This is a genomic window from Nocardia albiluteola (assembly GCF_018860155.1).
GTDB classification, from domain to species: Bacteria; Actinomycetota; Actinomycetes; order Mycobacteriales; family Mycobacteriaceae; genus Nocardia; species Nocardia albiluteola.
On sequence record NZ_JAHKNI010000013.1, the window covers coordinates 239469 to 261219 of the forward strand.

A 21751-nucleotide genomic window follows, 5' to 3' on the forward strand; every position below is an offset into this window, starting at 1 on the left:
CGGACAGCGCCGACCGTCGATGCCGAACCGGCGAATCAGAATCCGGACATCAGGCGGCGCCACTGGGCCGCGGCCGAATACTTGGCGGTGACCGATCCGAACCGCACCCGTCCGTGCACGACCACGTGCAGCGGGCCGAGCGGTGGGCCGGTGCGCGCCTTGTTGTTCGCGCTGGATCCGATCAGGTCGAGGCCGTTGAGATCGACGGTGGCCGCCGGCGGCAGGATCAGCGTCAGGGAGGAGCAGAAGTCGTCCATCCGTAGCTCCACCACCTGGGTGGACATCACGGCCTGGGTGAAATCCAGCGTGACGCCGGACATGTGGTTGTTCAGGTACATCGAGGGCGGAACCTGCCAGGCGCCCTTGCGGTTCACCGAGGACATCCGGGCGCGGATGACGGTTCCGGGCGCGGACCGCGGGCCCTTGGCATAGGTCGGCGGTGCCGGATTCGGCTGACCGATCAGGCGGATGCCCGGCAGATCGATCAGGACCGCATTGAGCTCGCCGCGCGTCTTCGCGGCCAGCGCGGTGTCCATCCGCTCGGTGAACTCCCCCAGCGACAGCATGCCCAGGCCCACCGCACGCTGCAGCAGCATCCCGACGTGGTCGCGCTCGCCGTCGGAGACCCGCAGATCCCGATCGCCCACCGCACCCCCGGCGTCGGCCTTGGGCGCGGCGCCAGCAGCGGAAACCGTTTCACCAGCCATGACACCGAGGCTACCGACGCCGCGGGGCCCGCACATCAGGGCAATCCCTGAGGTTGCACCCCGTTCGTCCCGCATGCTCCGGCCGGATCGCCCGGACCGGCTCGGTGCCTGAACGGCCGGGCCTTATTCCAATCCCTGCTCGATGGCATAGCGGTGAGTGCGCTGTAGCTCGACGCTTACTCCAGTCCGTGCTCGATGGCATAGCGAGTGAGCTCGACACGGTTCGCAAGCTGCAACTTACGCAGCGTGGCCTGCACATGGTTCTCCACCGTCCGATGGCTCACGGTCAGGCGGGTGGCTATCTGCTTGGCGGACAGGCCCTTGGCGACCAGGCGCAGCACCTCGGTCTCCCGATCGGTCAGGGCCGGAGTGTCCCGCTCGGCCGGGGCGTTGGCGATGCGCCGGAATTCACCGAGAACCAGCCCGGCCAGGCCCGGGGTGAAGACCGCCTGACCGGCGGCGGTGGCGCGCACGGCGGCGATCAGCTCGGCCGCCGAGGCACTCTTGACCAGATACCCGAGGGCGCCGGCCTTGATCGCGTCGAGCACATCGGCGCGCTCGGCCGACGCCGACAGCACCAGCACCCGGCTGCGCGGGGATACCCGCAGCACCTCGGTGGTGGCCAGGGCGCCGTTGCCATCGGGCAGCTGCATGTCCATCAGCACCACGTCCGGCCGCACCGCCGCGGCCCGGCGGGTGGCGGTGGCGACCCCGTCCGCGGTCGCGGTCACCGTGTATCCGGCCTCGGTCAGATCTCGGGACACCCCGTCCCGCCACATCGGATGGTCGTCGACCACCATTACCGAGATCGCCTGCGGCACACCGTCGTCGGTCATGTCATCACCCTCCGGCCGGGCCGCCCGCGCGGTACCCGGAATTCCCATTCGGTCCCCTCGTCGGTGCGCAGCCGCGCGACGCCGCCCAGCGCGGCGATCCGCCCGAGGATCGAGTGCGAGACCCCCATCCTGCCCTCGGCGGCGGCCGCGTCCAGGCGCCCCGGCGCGATACCCGGGCCGTCGTCGCGCACGCTGAGAATCAGCTCGTCGCCGGTATCCTCCAGCAGCACATAGGCTTTCGCGCCGGATCCGCCGTGCCGCACGGTGTTGGACAGGGCCGCGGCGACCGCCGCGGACAGCTCCCGCGCCACCGCCCCCGCGACGGGCACCGGATCGCCGGGCGCGGAAACGAAGACCGACGGCGTGGCCTGGACGGCCAGCAACGGACGCAGATCCTCCTGGGCCGCACCGCAATCCGAGCCACGCAACGCTTCCGGGCTCGGCGCGGCGCCCTGCTCGGACAGCAGCACCCGCAGCGCCACCTCCTGCTCGCTCGCCCGATTCGCCAATTCCGCTGTCGCACCGCCGATCTCGGTGCCTCGCCGGGTGATATAGCTGAGCACCTGCAGCACCCCGTCGTGCACCTCCCGCGACAGGCGCTCACGCTCGCGGGTGGCGGCGGCCAGCAGCGTGGCCCGCTGCAGCTGGCGCTGGGCGCGGCGGGCGGTATTGGCGGCCAGGCCCAGCGCCAGTCCGACCGAGACCAGCATCGGCGCGGTCGCATCGGCCCACAGATCCAATTCCCATTGCGCCCGAACGGCAATGCTCACCGCCGAGATCAGTATCCCCGACAGCACCCCGCCGACCGGACCGGTCAAGATCGCCGCGGAGATCACCACATTGGCCGCCCACATGGTGGTCGGAAGGGTCTGATGGCCGTGAAACCACCCGTAGCCGGCGACCACGCGGGTGGCCGCCATCAGCGCGATCACCACCACGTGATCCCCGATCACCACCGCCGTACACAGCCGGACGATCCCGGGGCCCGACGACGGCAGTCCGCGTAACCACGCGGAGCCCTCGGAGGCACCACCGGCGGACAGCAGCACCGCCGAGACGATCGACCAGACCACCAGCACACCGATCAGCACCCAACTCAGCCCCGGACGGGTGTAGTGCGGCACCGAGGCGATCTGCTGGCCGATCGCATACACCAACGTCACCAGGCGAAATGCTTGAGCCGCACGCCAGAGGGGCACGGTCGCCACCGCATCGGACGCGGACTCCGCGGCATCGGCGCGGCGCATCGTCACGCCGTCGTCACGAGGATTACGGGAATGCCGTTGCCACACAGCGGATTCGCGGTCAATCGACATCGCCGCGCTCGGCGGCCAACCCGGATTCGCCCGCATCGGATCGCGCATCGGACACGATGGCATCCGCGCTCGGCGCGGGCACGGTGTACTTGTCCGGATCCGGCGTGTCCGGCTCGGCGTGGAACATGGGCGTGCCCGGCGATCCGCTGTGGAGCTCCTGGTACAGCTCATCCGAATTACCGGCCAGCAGTGAGTGGATCGCGGTATTCATCACCGCGGCGAAGGGCACCGCCAGCAGACCGCCGACCAGCCCGTACAGCACCACACCCGTGGTGATCGCCAACACCACCGCCAGCGGGTGGATCCGCACCGCGCGCCCCATCACCAGCGGTTGCAGCACATGGCTTTCCAGCTGCATCACCGCGATCGTGATGCCCAGCACGATCAGCGCCGTGACCAGCCCCTTGGTCATCAGGGCCAGGAAGACCGCGATGGACCCGGCCAGCAGCGAACCGACGATCGGGATGAATGCGCCGATGAACACCAGCGTGGCCAGCGGCAGGGCCAGCGGCACCGAGAGAATCGCCAGGCCCGTGCCGATGCCGATGGCATCCACCGCGGCCACGACGACCGTCGCGCGCACGAATCCGATCAGCGATCCGAAGCCCAAGCGCCCGGCGGTGCGCACCCGCTCGCGCTGTGGGGTCGGCACCACCCGAGTGACGAAGTTCCAGATCTGATCGCCGCCGTACAGGAAGAAGATCAGGATGAACAGGGTCAGGAAGGCGCCGGTCAGGAACTCGCCGATCGCGGCGGCGGTGGTCAGCGCGCCGCTGGTCAGCGCGGACTGGTTCTGTTCCAGGGTCTTGACGATGGTGTTGCCCGCGTTGTTGATCTGATCGGTGCTCAGGTGCAGCGGGCCGTTGATGAGCCAGTCCTGCACGGTGTGGACGCTGGTCTTGAATTCGTCGGCCAGCTGCGGCACACCGGTCACGATCTGCTCGATGACGAAGGTGAACAGTCCGGCGATCACCCCGAGTGAGCCGACCAGCGCGACGAACACGCCGACGGCGCGCGGCAGGCCCAGTCGCTGCAGCAGATTCACCAGGGGCACGAGCAGCGCCGCGGCCAGCAGTGCGATGGCCACCGGGATCACCACGGTCGCCAGCCTGCGGGAGATATATCCGATCACGACGACGGACAGCACCAGGATCAGCAGCCGCCAGCACCATTCGGCGGCCACCCGCACGAAGGGATGAACCGAATCGGCCGCGGTCCGCCGCACCGCCCCGCCGCCGGGTGCCGCGGCGCCCGCGTCGCCGGATGTGCCCCCGCCCGAACCCACGTCAGTCACCCGGCCGAGCCTATCGGTCCGGCTCACGGCTGGCACGTGACATGGGCTACGGTGGGCCGGGCGAGCCCGCGGTGCCGGCGGGGTGGGTAAGCACGACGAACCGCCGCAGGACGCTAGATTGGTGACCGTGTCCGCCCCCGGAGATGCCTTGTCGATCACACTACCGACCCGTCGGTGAGTGCGATGGATGCTGCACACCTCGAGGCGGTCAGGCGGACCATGCACACGCGCTGGCCGCTCTACCTGGCATCGATGCTGGCCGCCAACGCCTTCGGCGCGATTCTGGTGTGGGCCTTCATCCAGTACGGACTTCCCTCCCCGGAGGGTGCCCCCACCGGCGTGCGGCGCACCGGCCTGCTGGTTCCCGGACTGGTCTTCGTGATCGGCGGCGTGCTCAGCCTGACGGCGTCGGCGTTGATGCTGCGGCCGGTCATGCGCTGGCAGGTGCGTGGCGGGCCGCCGAGCCGCCAGGAGCAGATGGCCGCGCTGCACGCCCCGCTGCGCCAGGCCATCGTCCATCTGACGCTCTGGCTGGTGGGCGGTGCGGTACTGGCCGCGACGATCATCGTGGACACCCCGCAGCTGGCCGGCGCGGTCATCGTGACCGAATGTATGGCCGCCACCATCGTCTTCGGCTTCACCTACATGCTGGGCGAGCGGATTCTGCGCCCGGTCGCCGCGCACGCGCTCTCGGTGGGCAGCTTCGATCACACCCTCACCCCCGGCGTCGGCACCCGCATGGCCATGACCTGGGGCATGGGCACGTTCGCACCGGTCATCGCGATCGTGCTGCTGTGCACCACCCAGATCACCTCGCAGGTGCACTTCTCGGCGCAGTCGCTGGCGGTGTCGATCCTGCTGCTGTGCGGCGTGGTGATCATGCAGGCGCTGGCCCTGTCCATGCTGACCGCCTCCAGCATCTCCGATCCCGTGCGCCAGCTCTCCCAGGCCATCGACCGGGTGCAGGAGGGCGCCCGGGATGTGCAGGTCGAGGTGTTCGACGGCTCCGAGATCGGGCTGCTGCAGGTCGGTTTCAACCGGATGATGGGCGAGGCCGCGCAGCGCCGCGAGCTGCAGGAGCTGTTCGGCCAGCACGTCGGGGAGGAGGTGGCCCGGCGGGCGCTGGAGTACGGCACCGAACTGGGCGGTGAAACCCGGTTCGTGGCAGTGTTGTTCGTGGACATGGTCGGCTCCACCGCGACCGCGGCCGAACGGCCGCCGACCGAGGTGGTCAGCCTGCTCAACGAATTCTTCCGGATCGTGGTGGATGTGATCGACCGGCACAACGGGCTGATCAACAAGTTCGTCGGCGACGCCGCGCTGGCCATCTTCGGTGCGCCGCTGGACCGGCCCGATGCGCCGACCGCGGCGCTGGCCGCCGCGCGGGACCTGCGCGAGGCGCTGCGGGAGGTGCCCGGCCTGGACATCGGCATCGGCGTCTCGGCGGGGCTGGCGGTCGCCGGAAATATCGGTGCGGCCAATCGTTTCGAGTACACGGTGATCGGCGATCCGGTCAACGAGGCATCCCGCCTGACCGAACTGGCCAAGGACCGGCCCGAGCGGGTGCTGACCTCCGGCAGCGCGCTGTACTTCGCCGACCTGGACGAACAGGAGCTGTGGGAGTCCGGCGACGAGGTGCAGCTGCGCGGGCGGCGCCGCAAGACCAGGCTCGCCTGGCCCCGGGGGGCGGCCGAGGACATCGCGCTCGATGCGGCCGGGGACACCGACGCACCATCCCCGATAGGCTGACCCCTGTGACGGCTCATGGCGAACCGGCTGGCCAATCCGAGCCGCTTCCGGCATCGGGTCGGCGCCGGTTCTGGTGGTTGAGATGGGTGCTCGGCGTCGCCGTCTTCGCGCTGCTGATCGCCGAGGGCGTCTACCTCTACCCGCGCCTGCACGAATCCTGGCGCAATCTCACCAGCATCCACTGGGGCTGGCTCGCGGCGTGCATCGTCACCCAGGCGATCTCCATGAGCGGATTCGGGCGGATCCAGAAGCAGCTGCTGCATGCGGGCGGGGTCCGGGTGAGCCAGCGCCGCTCGGTGTCGGTCGTCTACGGCGCGACGGCGATGGCGGTGACGCTGCCGGCCGGGCAGGTGTTCTCCGCGGCGTTCACCTACCGCCAGACCCGGCGCTGGGGCGCCAGCCCGATCGTGGCCTCCTGGCAGCTGGTGATATCGGGCGTGGTGGCGGCCGCGGGCCTGGCGCTGCTCGGCGTCGGCGGCGCGGTGCTGGTCGGCGATCGGGTCGGGATCTGGAAGGTCGCGCTGTCGCTGGGCGCGCTGATCCTGCTGGTGGTGGCCGGGAACTACACCTCGGGCAATCCCGGATCGCTGCGGGCGCTGCTGCGCCGAATCGTGCACCTGGTCAACCGCATCCGGCGGCATCCGGGCGAGGCCGGGATGGACAAGGTCGACGAGATCCTGCACCAGCTCGAGGCGGTGGACCTGAACCGCCGGGACGGTGCGCTGGTCGTGGTGTGGGCGCTGATGCACCGCCTCGCCGACGTGGCGTGCCTGGCGGCGGCCTGCTACTCGGTGGGCGCACACCCGCGACTGGCCGCGCTGATGGTCGTGTTCAGCGTGGGCAAGGCGGTCGGCAGCGTCCCGTTCGCGCCGGGCGGGATCGGCACCGTCGATGCCACTCTCATCTACAGTCTCACCGCCGTCGCGGGGCTGCCGTTCGCCCAGGCGGTCGCGGTTGCGGGCCTGTACCGACTCGTCAGCCTGATTCTGGTGGCGATCATCGGCTGGATCGTGTTCGCGTTCCTGTTCCGCGGCACGCAGGCCGGCGACGCGGAGCTGGAGCAGGAGTTCGAGGAACGCTCGATGCTGCCCGAACGACGGTATCGCGGTGAGCCGCAACCGTCTCCGGACGGTCCGGACGACTCCGACGGTCCGCCACAGCCCTCCGCCGGGCCGGATCCCGCGTAGCCCCGGGGTCCGGGTGCGCCCGATTCGCACGGGCCGGGCGCTACTGTTCATGGGGTGAAGAGACTGGTGCCGTACGTGATCGATGCCGTGCTGGTGATCGTGTTCTGCGTAATCGGGCGCAACAGCCACCACGAGGCCGTGATCAGCGCGGGGTTGTTCCGCACGCTGTGGCCCTTCGCGGTCGGGCTGCTGCTCGGCTGGGTGGTGGCGCTGGTGATCCACGCCCAGGGCGAGAGCGAACACCAATTCACCCCGGTGCTAGCGGAATTCGATGCCGGGGCGCTCTGGCCCGCGGGCGTCTCGGCCTGGCTGGTCACCCTGATCGGGGGCATGGTGCTGCGGGTGGTCAGCGGTCAGGGCGTCGAGTTCAGTTTCATCGTCGTCGCCGCGTCGGTGCTGGGGTTGTTCCTGCTGGGCTGGCGGGCGCTGTGGCTGGTGATCCGGCGGCGCGGTGGGGTCTCGCGCAAGGGCGCGGCGCGTCCCGAATAGCCGCAAGGGCGCGGCGCGTCAACGAATAGCGCTGCGCGGTCAGCTGTCCGGGGTCGCCAACGACTGCAGCATGCGGGTGGCCATGCGCGCGGTCGCGTCGCCGCTGTCGACATCGTCGATGTGGATGGCGAAGGCCAGATCGCCCATGTTCCCGATCAGCCAGCCGCTGGTGCCCGCGGTCGCGGCGAACGCATTGACGCCCGCGTAGCGGCGCAGGCTCGCCAGGTCCGGACCGTCCGCCGCCGAATCACGCAGCATCGCGCGCAGTTTGTCGACGACCGCCCCGGGTAGCTGCGAGAGCTGGGCCTTGGTCGTGGCCGGGCGGCCGATCTCGATCTGGGGAGGCGTCAGCGCGCCGTGCGAGATGCTGGCCGCCGCGATCGCCATGCCGAAGGTGCTGGCCAGGATCGGGTCCGAGCCGCCGTCCTTCACCTGTTCGACACCGGGTCCGGTGATCGGCACCCGGCCGGTGGTCTCGTCGAGGCCGGGCACCTGGAATCCGATGCCGACGCCCAGGCGGGTGGCCGCCTCGGCCGCGTCCTTCACCGAAACATCTTGCGGCGCCTTGTTTTTCAGGATGGCCGCAGCCGCCTTGAACAGGTCCATATTGCTACCGGCCGGATAGGCGTCGGTAAAAGCGGGCGAGCCCTGCGCGCTGGCCTGATTGTTCTGTGCGGCCGCGACGACCGCACCCGTGGACGGCTGGATGGCCACGATCGAGGCCGCGGTGCCGACGCTGACGACCGCGTCCTCCGCCGCGCGCTGCAGCTTCTGGTCCATGGTGGCGGCGATATCGGGCCCCGGCGGGCCCTGCTGCCCGGCCGGCTGGGAGATGAACTTGCCGTCCGACCCGAACAGCTGCACACCCCAGCCGGCGTGCGCGTTCCGATTGTCCTGCCACACCTTCTTGTACGCGTCGGTCAGCGGCGACCAGACCCGGCGATCGGCGACGACCAGCTGCGGCTGCTGCAGCATGACGACGCCGGGAATCGGCGCCATCCGGGGCTGCAGGATCGCGAAATCGTCGTCGCGCAGGGAGACCGCGGTGATGGGCTTGCCCCGCGAGGCCGAGAGTTGCTGCAGCAGTGAGGGACCGGTGATCAGCGGCGCGACCGGGGAGATGGCGTCGGCGAGGGCATTGGTGGAGGCGACCGGATCCGGCATCTTGGCCGGATCGAGCGTGATGACGTTGATGTTCTGCTGGGTCATCAGCCGCGCGCCGGTGTTGTCGTCGACCTTGGGCGCCGGAGTGGCATCGGTGCGGACCAGTTTGACCGAGCGGGTGTTGTCCAGCTGCGGCATCACCACGGTCGGATCCCAGGAAATCCGCCAGCCGATCGCGAGCTTGCGGATGCTGCCCTGCAGGTCGAAGGTCCAGTCCTTGCCGGGCCCGAAGTTCCAGTCCGCCTTGAGATTGAACATGGATGTCGTCGCGTCCAGCCCGATGTACTGGGCGACCTGGTAATCGGGTTTGCCGGAGTTGAGCCCGCCGAAGATCTGCTTCAGCGAAGCCGCGGCGCCACCGGGGTAGGAGGTCAGGTCCGCCGCCCCGGTCGCGTCCTTGTCGTTCAGCAGCTCGGTGAATCGATCGACGATGCCGTGCGGGTCCGTCGGGGTGCTGTCACTGCCACACGACCCCAACGTGACCACCAGGACGGCAGCCCCAGCGATTGCCGCTGCACCCTTAACCCGAATGCGGCGGGATCCCCTCACATCCATATCGCCCACTCTTCACTCTTGTCACTCCAGCAACACGGCCAACCGTACCCGAGGAGTTGATCGGCGGTGCCGTCGCGGGACCGTCCGCATTCTCCATGCTCAGCGACCACAATAGTGCCCGATTCGCGACTTCCGTCGCACCGGCCACGGATTCCTGATCCGTGTTCACCATTCAATAGACCCGAGTCTGTTCTCCACCAGCGGAATTCCACGGAGGCATTTGGGCGTAATCTTGTAATCAGTGTTACAACGCTTCAAGGCAAGTGAGGTAGGCCCATGAGACACGGACAAAGAGGACACGGGTTCGGGCGCCCCGGCGGGTGGCAGCAGGCCGACCTGCCGGACGCCGCCGAGGCGCCGGACTGGTTCGCTGGCAGATTGCCGCGCGAATGGTTCAGCGGCACACCGACGGTCGACATCGATCGCGACGAGATCGTCGTGGTCGGCACGCTCCGCCCGGAGGCGCCGGCCGATGCGGAGCAACCGGCGGACGCCGAGGCGCCCACCGCGAAGGTTCCGCGCGCCACCCAGGAGGGGCAGATCGCGCGCTTCCGCGAGTCCACCCGCCCGGCGCGCATGCAGATCGCGCAGGAGGCGCAGGCCCGCTTCGGCCGCGCGGTCTCCTGGGGCGTGCAGCTCGGCGACGAGCGAATCCTGTTCACCCATCAGGCCGTTCCGGTCATGACCCGGCTGCGCCAGTCCGAGCGCAAGGTGCTGGACACGCTCGTCGACGCCGGCGTGGCCCGCTCCCGGTCCGACGCGCTGGCCTGGACGGTGAAGCTGGCCGGCAAGCACGCCGAGGAATGGCTCGCGGAACTGCGCGAGGCGATGACCAAGGTCGACGACCTCAGAGCGGAAGGCCCGCGCGGTCTGTAGGCCGCCACGGCTAGGGTGTCCAGCATGGCAGCGCCGATCCTCGTGCTCAACGGACCGAACCTGAACATGCTGGGCACCCGGCAACCCGAGGTCTACGGCTCGGACACCCTCGACGACGTCGTGGAGCTGTGCCGCAAGACCGCGGCGCGATTCGACCGCGAGATCGTCGCGTTCCAGTCGAATTCCGAGGGGGCGCTGATCGATCGGATCCACGCCGCCCGCGGCGCCGAGTCCGCGATCGTGATCAATCCGGGCGGGCTCACCCATACCTCGGTGGCGCTGCGCGACGCCCTGGTCATCCCCGAGGTGCCGATCGTCGAGGTGCACATCTCCAATGTGCATGCCCGCGAGGAATTCCGGCACCACTCCTACATCTCCCCCATCGCCACCGCCGTCATCGCGGGCATGGGCATCCAGGGCTACGCCGCGGCCATCGAATTCCTCGGTACCCGCTGAGCCGCAATCCCACCATCCCGCAACCACACCGCTTACGCTGGGAAAATGGCATCGAACCCGGAGGTTCGCGACAACACCGCCCTGAATCGGTTCGAGTTGTCCGTCGACGGGAAGCTCGCGGGCATGGCGGAGTATCAGGACACCGCGTCCGAACGGGCCTTCGTGCACACCGAGATCTACCCGGAGTTCGGCGGCCAGGGCTACGGGCGCCGGCTCGTGCAGGCCGCCCTGGACACCACCCGGGACCAGGGCTTCGGCATTCTGCCGATGTGCCCGATGGTGCGCCATTTCATCGAGTCGCGGCCCGAATACGTGGCGCTGGTGCCCGCGTGGGCGCGCGAGCGGTTCGGGTTGCCGCAGTGACCGGCGCGGCGGCGCCGGTCGGGTCAGTACGCGGCGACCGCGCCGTCCAGCGCCTGCTGCAGCTCGGTGCGCACGAGCCGCGCGACCTCGGCCGGCCGCGCCGGGAGCTCCGGTACCGGAACGCCGAAATGGAAACTGGCCGAAAACGCCTCGGCCTTGGTCGGTTCCACGGCCGGATCGGCGCGGGGGCCGTAGCTGAGACCGAGGCTGACCAGGGCCGGCCGGGCGCCGAGCTTCATCGCCCGGAAGGCGATGTGCCCGACCCCACTGCCGACCGCCTGCACCTGGCCGGGATCGACGTCGTTGCAGGTGCCCTCGGGGAAGATCGCGATGCCGTCGCCGCGGGCCATCCGCTCGGCGCAGATGTCGATCATCAGCTGGCCCGCCGCGTTCACCGCGCGCAATCCGTGATCCTTACCGCGGAACACGGGAATCCCGCCCATCATGTCGATGCGGCGGCGCAGCCCCGGCTCGAGGAACAGCTCGTCCTTGGCCAGCACCCGGGTGCGCCCGATGACCGGCCGCAGGGTGCTGCGCCAGGCCGCGGCGGCAACGGTGTAGGGATCCTGTTGCGACAGATGGTTGATCACGATCAGCAGGGGCCGGCGCTGGGATATCAAATCCCGCAGTCGCTCGCGCGCGCCGGGCGCGTAACCGATCCGCGGACGGTACCTGCGCGCCAGCAACGCATACGCACCCCACGCCTGCAACCGGCGTTGACGGTGCTCCCGATAGAAGTCGTAGACGTGCTGGTTGTTGCTCAGGTCCACCTCGGGCCGATCCATGCGCCCCACCCTAAGGGCAGCGATCACCGGCGTCCACGGCTGCCGCGCACCGACGCACCCACAACGGATCGTCGGTGGTCCCGCGCACATCGCGCGCCCCGCCGAGGCGAAGTGACGGCGATATATGCGGCGCGAGGGGGTTTCCGGTGCGATGATTGCGGGGTGGCACGCGCAGAGGAACACGGCGACCGCTCCCGACGCGAATTCCAGCACGAGGATCAGGTGGTGCGGCCCGGCTCCCTGCTGGTCTCAGCGACCGAACTCACCGAGCCCGCATTCCGCCGCACCGTGGTGTACATCGTGGAACACAACGACGCGGGCAGCCTCGGTGTCGTGATCAACCGCCCCAGCGATACGGCCGTGCGAGATGTGCTGCCGCAGTGGGCCGAACTGGCGGCCGAGCCGCGCGCGCTCTACGTGGGCGGCCCGGTGAAGCGTCAGGCCGCCCTCTGCCTGACCACCGTGCGGGTCGGCACCGCGATCAACCGGCTGGACGGCCTGCGCCGGGTCGACGGCCGGGTGGCGCTGCTGGATCTGGACTCGGATCCGGACGTGATCGCGCCGCTGGTGGAGGGCATCCGCATCTTCGCCGGGTATGCCGGCTGGACCTTCGGTCAGCTCGAGGGCGAACTCGAGCGTGGCGATTGGATCGTGTTGTCGGCGCTGCCGACGGATCCCATCGCGCGGCGAACGGACCTGTGGGCACAGATCCTGCGCCGCCAGCCCATGCCGCTGTCGCTACTGGCGACCCATCCGATCGAACTAGAGCGCAATTGACCACGTATATACCTAGTGTGGCCATGACATCCGCGCCCCCGCCCGCGCGCTCGTTCGGGTGAGTTCGTGGCGAACTCACCTCGCACGCCCAGCGACGGCGCCTCGATCGGCTCCGGTAGCGCCACTCAGTCCTCGCGCGGCGCCGTCCCCCCGGTACCGCAGGGGACGCCCGAGGATCAGGCAGAGCTGCTGCGCGTCCTGTACGACCAGCATTCGGCGGCCCTGTGGCGGTACACCTATGGCCTGGTCGGCGATGCGGGCCGGGCCGAGGACATCGTGCAGGAGGCCCTGCTGCGCGCGTGGCAGCGCCCGAACGTGCTCGATCAGTCCACCGCGTCGGCGCGGGCCTGGCTGTTCACCGTCGCCCGCAACATGGCGGTCGACGAGCATCGCAGCGCCCGGCACCGGCGTGAGTTCGGCACCGACAACCCGCCCGAGCGGGCCGGCCCGGATCAGGCGGAGCGGGCGTTGGACAGCTGGCTGATCGCCGATGCGCTGGCGCGGTTGAGCCTCGACCACCGGTCGGTGATCGTGCGCGCGTACTACCGCGGCCTGTCGACTCAGCAGATCGCGACGGAATTGGCAATACCCGAGGGCACCGTGAAGTCCCGCATGCACTACGGGATGCGCGCGTTGCGCTCGGCATTACAGGAGATGGGGGTGACGAAGTGACGGACGTCCCCCGCGGCGGCGCGGGTGGAACGGTCACGCCGGACGAGGCGGACGAGTTCGCGACATGGGATGCGCCGTATGTCCTCGGCGCCCTCGGCCGCGCGGAACGGCTGCGCTATGAGGCTCATATGGAACAGTGCCCGTCCTGCCGGACCGCCGTGGCCGAGCTCGCGGTGCTGCCCGGGCTGCTCGGGCAGGTCGACACGGATGTCGCGCTGTCGCTGGTGGATCCGGCGCCCGCCGGGACTGCACCCGATGCGGGCGGGCCGGGAGTCACCGAGCCCCCCGCGGAACTGCTGCCGCGGCTGGCCGCGCGGACCCGCGACAGGCGCCGGCGAGGGCGCTGGCTCGCGGTCGGCGGCGCGGTGGCCGCGGCCGCCGCTGCAGTCGCGATCGCGATCCCGGTGACCGCGGCGTTCAGCGAGCGGGCCGCCCCCGTGATCGCGGAACACGTTGTCGCCGAACGGCAGCTGGATCCGGTGGCGGTGACGAGCACGCCGATCACCGCGAGCGTCCGGCTGGTCGCGGTGGCGGACGGCACCCGGGTCGAGATGTCGTGCACCTACGCGCCGTCCGATACGGACTACACCTGGCGGGGCGCGCTGTGGGTGATCCACAGCGACGGCACCGAGTCCAAGCTCGCTCAGTGGACCGTGCATCCGGGCCAGACCGTGACTCCCGACGGCACCACCGCGGTGCCGCCGGATCAGATCCGCACGGTCCAGCTTCGTTCGGCGGAAACCGGTCAGGTCATTCTCAGCAGTACGCTCTGAGTTCGCTCGGATACGAGCGAATCCCGAAGGGCGGGTGCGCCTTTCGGGATGCACGCGGTGTGTTGCCGTGCCGAGCTCGATGTTCGCCAGGTTCAGAGCAGCGCGATCGCGGCGCACAGACCGGCGACCGCGATGGTCTGCAGCGCGATCCGGTATCCGAGCATCGCCTCCCACGAGTTCTGCAGTGCGCGGGCATTGTCCGGGATGACGCCGGACCGCGCGGCGGCGGTCTGAGCGGTGTTGATGGGCTTGGCGATCCGGGTGTAGATGCCGAGCCAGATCAGCAGCGCGGCCAGGGCGACACCCGCCGTGATCGCGGCCGCACCGTGGCCCGCGATGGCCGCCAGCACCACCGTCAGGACGGTGGTGACCACGCCGCCCGCCCCCGCGAAGGGCATGCGGCGGTCGGCGTAGTAGTGCCCCCAGCCCGCCGCGATCGTCATGGTCCGGTCGTCGAGCTGCCGGTTGACCGAGCGCGTGACCAGCCCGGCAACGACGTCGGTGCCGTAGACGATGCCGTTGCCGAGCACGGCGAGGGTGGCCAGGACCTGGGCGATGGTGGTGAGCATCTGTTGTCTCCTACTCCATATCTAGCAACGCTAGGTGTTGGAGCAACGATAACAGTACTCAAACTAGATTGTCTAGCGCTGCTAGATTTCGAGTTGGCCCGAACCCTCCGACCGCACCGTCGGCGACCACACGCCCGTGTCCTCACACCGCGCCCGATCGGGCGTCCCGGGGCGCAGCGCCAGCTGCACCGCCCGGTCCGCCGCCGGGTCGCCGACCGCGATGCGGGCGCTGCCGTCGGGATACACCTTGGCCGCGATGCCGGCGCGGGCCAGCCGCGCGGCGATGTCGGGACCGGGCAGATACAGGAAGTTGGCGTGACTGCGCGGTACCCGGATCCCGTTGCCGCGCAACGTTGCCCGAAGCAGTTCCCGCCGGGTGGTGATCCGCAGCACGCGGTCGTGCAACTCCGCCGAGGCCGCATACGACGCCGCCACCGCCGTCAGGGCCGTCTCGGGCGTGCCGAACGGCAGCTGCAGCCGCCGCACCCGGCGCACCAGCTCCCGGTCGCCGAATGCGTATCCGATGCGCAGCCCCGCCAGACCGTACGCCTTGGAAAAGGTCCGCAGCACCAGCAGATTCGGATACCGGGCGCTGAGTTCGACCGGATCCAGGGTGTCCGCGGCGCCGAGGAATTCGGCATAGGCCTCGTCCAGGATCACCGGAATGTGCCGGGGCACGCCGAACAGGAAGGCCTTCAGCTCGCTCGCCGCGACGACGGTGCCGGTCGGATTGTGCGGCCGGCACACGGCCACCAGCGACGTGCGCTCGCCGATCGCCCGCGCCATCCCCCACAGATCCTGCCTGCCGGACGAATCCAGCGGCACCGCAACGGTTTCCAGCCCCGCCATGGCGGCCATGATCGGATAGCCGTCGAAGGTGGGCGTGGCGCACACCATGGCGTCCCCGGGTGCGGCGAGGGTCTGCATGATCTGGAACACCACCCCGGTCGCGCCCGCCCCGACCACCACCTGATCCGGATCGACGCCCAGGTGCCCGGCGATCAGCCGCGGCAGCCGCTGCGGCAGGAATTCGGGATAGCGATTCGAGTGCGCCAGCGTGCGGGTGAGCGCCTCGGTCACCGAAGGCAGTGGGGGGAACGGATTTTCGCTCAGGGTCAGGTCGAATCGCACGGTGCCGGGCGCGCGCTGCGGCACCTCCAGCTGCCCGGGCGGTGGGGGGGGGTTGCCCACCCCGCACCGAGGCCGGGCCATTCATCGCGCCGCTCCCCAGCGCACCGCCGCCGCGCCGGCGAAGTCGCCCGCGTGCGCGAAGGCCGACATCAGCACGACCGAGCCGTTACGCAGCCGTCCGGCCTGGTTCTCGGCGTCGAGCGTGACGGGAATGCCCGCGCCGAAGAGGTTTCCGCAGCGATCGAAGGTGTCCGGGTGGCGTTCCGCGGGCAATTCCAGCGCGTCGTGCCAGTTGCGCAGGAACAGCCGGTTCGGCTGATTCGTGACGAAGGTGTCGATGTCGCGGCCCTTCACCCCGATTCGCGCGCAGACCTCGAGCGCCACCTCGGGCACGAGGCGATTGCCGCGCGCGAACACCTTGGTGATCTTGGATTCGCTGAAGCTGACGCAGCCCTGTCCCTCGCCGGGCTCCCACCACTTGCGCTCGGATCCGGTATTGAAGTCCATGTCGCCCGCGAACTCCGGATAGGTGCGGCACTCGACGTCCAGGATCGGCGCGTCGTTGTTCTTCACCAGCAGTCCCACACCGCAACCGTCCCCGGGCACCGGCGCCTGGGCGAGCTTGCGAATGTCGGGGTGGGTGAACACCGGGCCCGCGGTGTTCGCGATCGTGGCGATCAGCGCCGAGCGGGCATCGGTGGTCTGCAGGATCATTCGCGCCAGGCTCATCATGTAGACGAAGGCGGCGCAGCCGCCGGTCTGGATGTCCAGCACCCAGCCCGGGCGCATACCCAACCGGCGCGCCACCTCGGGCCCGCAGCCCACGATCGGGTTGTAGGGCAGCTGGGAATGGGTCAGCAGCACATCGACGCCGGAAACGGCCTGTGCCCCATGCCGTTCGATCAGCGGCTCGACCGCGCGGGCCACCATGTCCATGGCCGTCTCGTCGCGATCCACGTGATGGCGCGCCTTGGGCGAGCGGAACATCACGTTCTTGGCCATCCGATCCGAGCGCATGTAGGGCGTGAAGTACTCGGTGCCCACCGGTTCGCCCGGCAGGTAGGAGGCCACGTCGATCAGGCTGACCGGCGGTCGCGACAGTCCGGGGTCGGTGAAATCCATTGCGCTGCCTCTCACTTCATCCAGTCGGGCGTGATCGGCAGGCCGTGCGCGGCACGGTACTCGCAGATCGCCTTGAGGTTGTCGAGCTCGAGCTGGTGGCCGGCGGAGAACATCTCCCAGAAATCGCCGACCCACACCGGCCGCTTGGGCGGGGCCGCCTCGGGGTACGGGTTCTCGTCGTAGAAGGGATGATGGCAATTCACCCACAGCACAACCGAACCCGGCTTGTTGAACACCACCTGCGCGTCGATCACCCGCATCAGGTAGATCATCCACAGGTGCTCGCCCTGATCCCAGGCGCAGTGATAGTCGACGGTCATCGCGTCCGGATGCGCGACGGTCCGGGTGAAGATCTTGGTCTCCGGGCCCAGCCTGTCATAGGCCAGCCAGAGCCCCGGCTCCTCGGTTTCGGTGAATCCGCGCAGGCTGTACGTCCACTCCTCGAGGCAGCGGGTGTCGGCCATGTACTCGTACACCTCGCGCGGCGGCGCGTCGATATAGGTCTGCACCGGGCAGAACTCGCCGAATACCTGGTCGTGCGGGTAGACCGAGCGCAGCATGTCCATGATGATCGGCGTGGTGGCCTCCCGGTCGGAGTTCTCGATCCGCAGGATTCCCGGTATGCCGCCGGTGGGGATGTCGGTGAGCGCCGGGAGGGGCGGGGACTGCTGGCTGGGCGTGCTCGCGGAGCTGATGGTCACGGATGCCTCCTTGGTTCGGACAGAAACGGACTGAACGGCGGTATTTCGTCGGGATCGCACTCGATCGAAATGAAGGACGGCCCATCACCGTCCATGCAGGACCGCAGGGCGTGGGCCAGCTCCTCGACGCTGCTGGGCGAGTATGCGGGCAGCCCCGGGAACATCGCGCCCACCCCGGCGCCGAGGTGTGCGGGCTGAAACCTGTTGAAGCTGTAGCGGTCTCCGTAGTAGATCTGCTCGCGCGTGATGCACATGGCGTGCGCGTTGTTGTTGAACACCAGGAAGGTCACGGGCAGCCGGTACTCGATGGCCGTGTGGATCTCCATGCCGTGCATGAAGAACGCACCGTCGCCGGCTACGACGAAGGTCCGGCGCGCGCGGGCGAAGGCCGAGCCGATTCCGGCGCCGAACGCATACCCCATCCCGCCCATGCCCAGCGCGACCACGAATCGGCCCGCGCGCGGCAGCCGCAGGTGATGCACGACCGCGGCGCCGGTGTTCCCGGCATCGACGAAGACATCGGCGCCGGGTTCGATTGCGGCATTGAGGGTTTCGACGATGTCGCGATAACGCAGGCCGGGACCCGTGGCGTCGGGCACCGGCAGTCGGGTGAGCTCGCGCTCCGCGGTGGGCGGGGCCGGAGCCGGGGCCGGGGTCTCGAACGCCGCGGCCAGCTCGGTGAGGTCGGCGGCCAGATCGGTGCTGGTGGCGTGCACGGTGTCCAGGTAGGGCGGCTCGGCGCTCAGGCTGGCCACGGTGGTGTGGGCCAGCGCCTCGTCCAGCCCGGTGCGCGCGGTGACCGGCATGCGCGTACCGATCAGCAGGCACAGCGCCGAGCGGCGCACGGCGTCAACGAGTTCCGGATGCCCCATGGTGCCCGCCACGCCGCAGAAGCCGGGGTCGTCGTGGTGATAGACATCCTTGGCGTCCGGCGCCACGCCGACCGTGGCATCGAGCGCGGCGGCCAGTTGCAGCAGTTCGGCGCGGGCGCCGTCGCGGGCCACCTGATCGCCCGCGATGAGGGCGATCTTGCCGGTGGCGCTCGCCGCGCGCAGCGCCGACCGCACCCGGGCGATCCCCGCCACGTCCCGGACCCGGACCGCGGGCAACGGCGCGAACGGCGTCACCAGCTCCAGCGCAGCCTGCTGAATATCCTTGGGCAGCAACAACACCGCCGGGCCGCCGCCGCGCGCCGCAATGACGGCCCGATGCAGCAGATCCGGCAGCTCCCCGGCCGATTCCACCCGCGCACAGTATCGGGTGATCGGCGCGAAAAGTCTTGCGGCATCGAATGTTCCGGCCAGTCCGCTGGAGTCCTGGAAGGCACCCTTGCCCGCGGCTCCGGTGGGCGCCTGCCCGACCAGAGCCAGCACCGGCACCCGCGAGGCAAACGACTCCGCCAGTCCGGCAACGAGATTCATGGCGCCGCCGCCGGAGGTCGCCGCCATCACCCCGAGGTCACCGGTGACCCTGGCATAACCGTCGGCCATCGTGGCCGCGGAGAACTCGTGCTTGGCCACCACCCCCGTCAGCTCGCCGGGATGCTCGAAGATCGCATCGTAGAGATCCTCGATGTTGGCTCCGTCCACGCCGAACACGTGTCGCACACCGAGTGCCTCGACGGCCTGCACCAGATAGTCCACCGCTCTCGCGGGCATCGGCGCTCCTTCCTGTGGGGCGTCGAGCGGTCCGTCGGGTAGCCGCTCACAATCGGAATTACGAGTAACCCGGCCCCACGGTTCACCGCGGTTCCACACGTCACCAACCCGACTCTTGCGTGTACGTATACATCTACTTATAGTGAAGGCATGCCCAACAAGACCGTATATGTCTCCGATGACGATCTGCCCCTGTTCGCACGAGCCCAGGAGCTGGTCGGCGGCAATCTGTCGGGCGCGATCGTCACGGCGCTGCGCCGGTTCATCGAACTCGAGGAGGGCCGCCAGGCAGGCTACGAGGAGGTGGTCCTGAAGGTCGGCCACAACGGCATCCGCCAGGTCCGTTTCTCGGGCCGGCTGCTGCACGACTGGCACGACTACGGCGACAAGAGCTTCAACCTCGCCCGCGTCTACCTCAGCCGCAAGGGCAAGTACGTGCTGTACACCCAGAAGTCCAAGTGGTCGGAGTATCCCACCGAGACCAACTGGATCAAGGACATCACCAACTGGCGCCGCATGCTCGGCGTCGGCGATCCGGACTGGGGCGACTTCACGATGGACATCTACGACTCCGTCACCGATCTGAAGGGGAAGATTCCCGACAACGCCTACGCGCGGGTGGCCGGCATCGCCGACCGCCCGACGATCGAGGATCTCGACATCTGACGGCCGCCGCGGGGCGGTGACAGGCAGATCGCCGCCCCCATCCACAACTTCATCCAGTCATCCAGGCACCCGACCACCTTGACCGCGGAAACCAGCGGTCACGGCTCAGTCGATTCATGCATTCATAACCATTATTTGATGAAAGGTAGTCATGACCGACGTCTCGCGCATGCCGGCCATTTCGGTCTCCGGCCTGCGGAAATCCTACGGAGAGCAGGTCGTGCTCGACGGCATCGACCTGACCGTGCCCCGGGGCACGATCTTCTCCCTGCTCGGCCCCAACGGCGCGGGCAAGACCACCACCGTGCAGATCCTGTCCACGCTGATCGGCGCCGACGGCGGCGATATCCGGGTGGGCGGCCACGATGTCGCCGCCCAGCCCGATCAGGTGCGCGCCGCGATCGGCGTCACCGGCCAGTTCTCCGCGGTCGACGAGCTGCTCACCGGCCGGGAGAACCTGCTGCTGATGGGCAATCTGCACCGCCTGCCGCGCGGGGAGAGCCGGCGCGTCGCGCAACACCTGCTCGAGCAGTTCGACCTGGTGGAGGCGGCGGACAAGGTGGCCGGCAGCTATTCCGGCGGCATGACCAGGCGCCTGGATCTGGCCATGACGCTGGTCGGCGAGCCGAGCATCATCTTCCTCGACGAGCCCACCACCGGCCTGGACCCGCGCAGCCGCCGCAGCATGTGGGACATCATCCGCGGCCTGGTCGCGAGCGGGGTCACCATCTTCCTGACCACCCAGTACCTGGAGGAGGCCGACGAGCTCGCGAACCGGATCGCGGTGCTGGACCACGGCCGCATCGTCGCGCAGGGCACGCCGGATCAGCTCAAGCGGATGGTGCCGGGCGGGCACATCCGGCTCAGCTTCACCGAGCAGGCGGACGTGCGCGCGGCCGCGAACGCGCTGGGCGGCGTCGCCGACGAGCTCACCCTCGCGGTGCCCAGCGACGGATCGGTGAAATCGCTTCGAGCCGTGCTGGATCGGCTCGATCTCGCCGGCATCGAGCCCGATGGCCTGGCGGTGCACACCGCCGACCTCGACGACGTCTTCCTCTCCCTCACCGGGCAGCCGGTGGCGCAAACCCCCGTTCCCGCAAAGGAAACCGCATAATGAGCACGATGACCTACGCCGTCGCCGACACCGGCACGATGCTGCGCCGTAATCTGGTGCACGCCAAGCGTTATCCGGGCATGACTATCGGCGTGATCGTGATGCCGGTGATCCTGCTGCTGGTCTTCAACTACATCTTCGGCGGTGCGCTGGGCAAGGCGCTGGCCGGTGAGAAGTACATCGACTACATCGTGCCCGGCATGATGCTGATGATCCCCGCATACCTGGTCGCCGGGGTGGCCGTCTCGATCGCCACCGACATGACCAAGGGCATTGTCAACCGCTTCCGGACCATGAACATGTCCCACTCCTCGATCCTGACCGGGCAGGTGCTCGGCACCGTGATCCAGGGGCTGCTCGGCACCGCACTGATGGTCGGCGTGGGAGCCCTCATCGGGTTCCGGTCCCACGCCACCGTCCTGGAATGGCTGGCCGCGTTCGGCCTGATCGCGCTGGCGATCTTCGGCCTGGCCTGGCTCGGGGTCGGCTTCGGCCTGGCCGCCTCCACCCCAGAGGGCGCGAGCAACACACCGACCCCGATCCTGTTCCTGCCCTTCCTGGGCAGCGGCCTGGTGCCGACCGGGACCATGCCCAACGGGGTGCGCCAGTTCGCGGAGTACCAGCCGTTCACCCCGCTGACCGAGACCGTGCGCGGGCTGCTGATGGGCACCCACATCGGCGACAACGGGATCATCGCGGTCGCGTGGTGCGTCGCGTTCGTGGTGATCGGCTACCTGTGGTCGAAGTCGCTGTTCCGCCGCAAGACCGCCTGAGCAACCCACGTCGGACCC

At 69.3% G+C, this 21751-nt stretch carries 23 protein-coding genes; 12 read left to right on the forward strand and 11 right to left on the reverse strand.

Annotation, left to right across the window (positions count from 1 at the left end):
* Nucleotides 1-35: 35 nt before the first annotated feature.
* From KO481_RS32460 to KO481_RS32475, 4 genes are all read right to left on the reverse strand, one after another.
* Complete coding sequence (locus tag KO481_RS32460) at nt 36-647, reverse strand: DUF1707 SHOCT-like domain-containing protein (protein ID WP_215922348.1); 612 nt, start codon at nt 645-647, stop codon at nt 36-38.
* Nucleotides 648-883: 236 nt separating this feature from the next.
* Nucleotides 884-1543 carry a response regulator gene (locus KO481_RS32465; protein ID WP_215922288.1) on the reverse strand — a complete coding sequence of 220 codons (660 nt, stop codon included), beginning with the start codon at nt 1541-1543 and terminating at the stop codon, nt 884-886.
* Complete coding sequence (macS, locus tag KO481_RS32470; protein ID WP_215922349.1) at nt 1540-2790, reverse strand: MacS family sensor histidine kinase; 1251 nt, start codon at nt 2788-2790, stop codon at nt 1540-1542. The genes KO481_RS32465 and macS overlap by 4 nt, the downstream gene beginning before the upstream one ends.
* Before the next feature lie 58 nt (nt 2791-2848).
* Nucleotides 2849-4084, reverse strand: coding sequence for an AI-2E family transporter (locus KO481_RS32475; protein WP_215922350.1), 1236 nt, complete (start codon nt 4082-4084; stop codon nt 2849-2851).
* 252 nt (nt 4085-4336) lie between these two features.
* On the opposite strand from KO481_RS32475, the gene KO481_RS32480 reads away from it, so the two are divergent.
* From KO481_RS32480 to KO481_RS32490, 3 genes are read left to right on the forward strand one after another with little or no spacing between them, the layout of a single operon-like run.
* Nucleotides 4337-5902 (forward strand): adenylate/guanylate cyclase domain-containing protein, encoded by a 1566-nt coding sequence (locus KO481_RS32480; protein ID WP_215922351.1) that lies wholly within the window; start codon nt 4337-4339, stop codon nt 5900-5902.
* A 5-nt stretch (nt 5903-5907) separates the two neighbouring features.
* On the forward strand, nt 5908-7089 hold the full coding sequence (locus tag KO481_RS32485; protein ID WP_215922289.1) for a lysylphosphatidylglycerol synthase transmembrane domain-containing protein: 1182 nt from the start codon (nt 5908-5910) through the stop codon (nt 7087-7089).
* Between the two features lie 54 nt (nt 7090-7143).
* Nucleotides 7144-7578 carry a DUF3054 domain-containing protein gene (locus KO481_RS32490; RefSeq protein ID WP_215922290.1) on the forward strand — a complete coding sequence of 145 codons (435 nt, stop codon included), beginning with the start codon at nt 7144-7146 and terminating at the stop codon, nt 7576-7578.
* Between the two features lie 39 nt (nt 7579-7617).
* Here the strand turns inward: KO481_RS32490 and KO481_RS32495 are convergent, their stop codons facing one another.
* Nucleotides 7618-9297, reverse strand: coding sequence for an NTF2-like N-terminal transpeptidase domain-containing protein (locus KO481_RS32495; protein ID WP_215922291.1), 1680 nt, complete (start codon nt 9295-9297; stop codon nt 7618-7620).
* 276 nt (nt 9298-9573) lie between these two features.
* Here KO481_RS32495 and abmR point away from each other — a divergent pair, with 276 nt between their 5' ends.
* The 3 genes from abmR to KO481_RS32510 are packed head-to-tail and all read left to right on the forward strand — an operon-like array spanning nt 9574 to nt 10992.
* Nucleotides 9574-10173 carry an ATP-binding transcription factor AbmR gene (gene abmR, locus KO481_RS32500; protein WP_215922292.1) on the forward strand — a complete coding sequence of 200 codons (600 nt, stop codon included), beginning with the start codon at nt 9574-9576 and terminating at the stop codon, nt 10171-10173.
* Nucleotides 10174-10197: 24 nt separating this feature from the next.
* Complete coding sequence (gene aroQ / locus KO481_RS32505; protein ID WP_215922293.1) at nt 10198-10629, forward strand: type II 3-dehydroquinate dehydratase; 432 nt, start codon at nt 10198-10200, stop codon at nt 10627-10629.
* 45 nt (nt 10630-10674) lie between these two features.
* Nucleotides 10675-10992, forward strand: coding sequence for a GNAT family N-acetyltransferase (locus KO481_RS32510; protein WP_215922294.1), 318 nt, complete (start codon nt 10675-10677; stop codon nt 10990-10992).
* 23 nt (nt 10993-11015) lie between these two features.
* Here KO481_RS32510 and KO481_RS32515 read toward each other — a convergent pair whose 3' ends face one another.
* Nucleotides 11016-11777 (reverse strand): lysophospholipid acyltransferase family protein, encoded by a 762-nt coding sequence (locus KO481_RS32515; protein WP_215922295.1) that lies wholly within the window; start codon nt 11775-11777, stop codon nt 11016-11018.
* Between the two features lie 162 nt (nt 11778-11939).
* Here KO481_RS32515 and KO481_RS32520 point away from each other — a divergent pair, with 162 nt between their 5' ends.
* The 3 genes from KO481_RS32520 to KO481_RS32530 all read left to right on the forward strand — a co-directional run bounded on the left by KO481_RS32520 (nt 11940) and on the right by KO481_RS32530 (nt 13999).
* Nucleotides 11940-12554, forward strand: a complete 615-nt coding sequence (locus KO481_RS32520; RefSeq protein WP_215922296.1) for a YqgE/AlgH family protein — start codon at nt 11940-11942, stop codon at nt 12552-12554.
* Nucleotides 12555-12620: 66 nt separating this feature from the next.
* Nucleotides 12621-13226, forward strand: a complete 606-nt coding sequence (locus tag KO481_RS32525; RefSeq protein ID WP_308166851.1) for a sigma-70 family RNA polymerase sigma factor — start codon at nt 12621-12623, stop codon at nt 13224-13226.
* Complete coding sequence (locus tag KO481_RS32530) at nt 13223-13999, forward strand: zf-HC2 domain-containing protein (RefSeq protein WP_215922297.1); 777 nt, start codon at nt 13223-13225, stop codon at nt 13997-13999. The genes KO481_RS32525 and KO481_RS32530 overlap by 4 nt, the downstream gene beginning before the upstream one ends.
* A 92-nt stretch (nt 14000-14091) precedes the next feature.
* Here the strand turns inward: KO481_RS32530 and KO481_RS32535 are convergent, their stop codons facing one another.
* The 5 genes from KO481_RS32535 to KO481_RS32555 form a co-directional block, all read right to left on the reverse strand.
* A complete protein-coding gene (locus KO481_RS32535; protein ID WP_215922298.1) occupies nt 14092-14568 on the reverse strand; it encodes a DUF1772 domain-containing protein in 477 nt (158 codons plus the stop codon).
* Between the two features lie 81 nt (nt 14569-14649).
* A complete protein-coding gene (locus KO481_RS32540) occupies nt 14650-15729 on the reverse strand; it encodes an aminotransferase class I/II-fold pyridoxal phosphate-dependent enzyme (RefSeq protein ID WP_245401846.1) in 1080 nt (359 codons plus the stop codon).
* Nucleotides 15730-15780: 51 nt separating this feature from the next.
* On the reverse strand, nt 15781-16821 hold the full coding sequence (locus tag KO481_RS32545; protein ID WP_215922300.1) for a 3-oxoacyl-ACP synthase III family protein: 1041 nt from the start codon (nt 16819-16821) through the stop codon (nt 15781-15783).
* 11 nt (nt 16822-16832) lie between these two features.
* Nucleotides 16833-17522: a DUF8713 domain-containing protein gene (locus tag KO481_RS32550; RefSeq protein WP_308166852.1), complete on the reverse strand. Its 690-nt coding sequence runs from the start codon at nt 17520-17522 to the stop codon at nt 16833-16835.
* The gene (locus KO481_RS32555) at nt 17519-19180 is read right to left on the reverse strand and encodes a thiamine pyrophosphate-binding protein (protein WP_215922301.1); all 1662 of its coding nucleotides are present in this window, start codon (nt 19178-19180) and stop codon (nt 17519-17521) included. The genes KO481_RS32550 and KO481_RS32555 overlap by 4 nt, the downstream gene beginning before the upstream one ends.
* Before the next feature lie 150 nt (nt 19181-19330).
* On the opposite strand from KO481_RS32555, the gene KO481_RS32560 reads away from it, so the two are divergent.
* The 3 genes from KO481_RS32560 (at nt 19331) to KO481_RS32570 (ending at nt 21733) form a co-directional block, all read left to right on the forward strand.
* A complete protein-coding gene (locus KO481_RS32560) occupies nt 19331-19846 on the forward strand; it encodes an EXLDI protein (protein ID WP_215922302.1) in 516 nt (171 codons plus the stop codon).
* 151 nt (nt 19847-19997) lie between these two features.
* Complete coding sequence (locus tag KO481_RS32565) at nt 19998-20960, forward strand: ATP-binding cassette domain-containing protein (protein WP_215922303.1); 963 nt, start codon at nt 19998-20000, stop codon at nt 20958-20960.
* The gene (locus KO481_RS32570; RefSeq protein WP_215922304.1) at nt 20960-21733 is read left to right on the forward strand and encodes an ABC transporter permease; all 774 of its coding nucleotides are present in this window, start codon (nt 20960-20962) and stop codon (nt 21731-21733) included. The genes KO481_RS32565 and KO481_RS32570 overlap by 1 nt, the downstream gene beginning before the upstream one ends.
* Nucleotides 21734-21751: the final 18 nt, after the last annotated feature.

Bases quoted from the DNA above. Each gene is read 5' to 3' on its own strand.
- KO481_RS32545 (WP_215922300.1), bottom strand. From the start codon at position 16,821: ATGGATTTCACCGACCCCGGACTGTCGCGACCGCCGGTCAGCCTGATC.
- KO481_RS32535 (WP_215922298.1), bottom strand. From the start codon at position 14,568: ATGCTCACCACCATCGCCCAGGTCCTGGCCACCCTCGCCGTGCTCGGC.
- aroQ (WP_215922293.1), top strand. From the start codon at position 10,198: ATGGCAGCGCCGATCCTCGTGCTCAACGGACCGAACCTGAACATGCTG.
- KO481_RS32480 (WP_215922351.1), top strand. From the start codon at position 4,337: ATGGATGCTGCACACCTCGAGGCGGTCAGGCGGACCATGCACACGCGC.
- KO481_RS32465 (WP_215922288.1), bottom strand. From the start codon at position 1,543: ATGACCGACGACGGTGTGCCGCAGGCGATCTCGGTAATGGTGGTCGAC.
- KO481_RS32570 (WP_215922304.1), top strand. From the start codon at position 20,960: ATGAGCACGATGACCTACGCCGTCGCCGACACCGGCACGATGCTGCGC.
- KO481_RS32565 (WP_215922303.1), top strand. From the start codon at position 19,998: ATGACCGACGTCTCGCGCATGCCGGCCATTTCGGTCTCCGGCCTGCGG.
- KO481_RS32515 (WP_215922295.1), bottom strand. From the start codon at position 11,777: ATGGATCGGCCCGAGGTGGACCTGAGCAACAACCAGCACGTCTACGAC.
- macS (WP_215922349.1), bottom strand. From the start codon at position 2,790: ATGCGCCGCGCCGATGCCGCGGAGTCCGCGTCCGATGCGGTGGCGACC.
- KO481_RS32510 (WP_215922294.1), top strand. From the start codon at position 10,675: ATGGCATCGAACCCGGAGGTTCGCGACAACACCGCCCTGAATCGGTTC.
- abmR (WP_215922292.1), top strand. From the start codon at position 9,574: ATGAGACACGGACAAAGAGGACACGGGTTCGGGCGCCCCGGCGGGTGG.
- KO481_RS32560 (WP_215922302.1), top strand. From the start codon at position 19,331: ATGCCCAACAAGACCGTATATGTCTCCGATGACGATCTGCCCCTGTTC.
- KO481_RS32555 (WP_215922301.1), bottom strand. From the start codon at position 19,180: ATGCCCGCGAGAGCGGTGGACTATCTGGTGCAGGCCGTCGAGGCACTC.
- KO481_RS32495 (WP_215922291.1), bottom strand. From the start codon at position 9,297: ATGGATGTGAGGGGATCCCGCCGCATTCGGGTTAAGGGTGCAGCGGCA.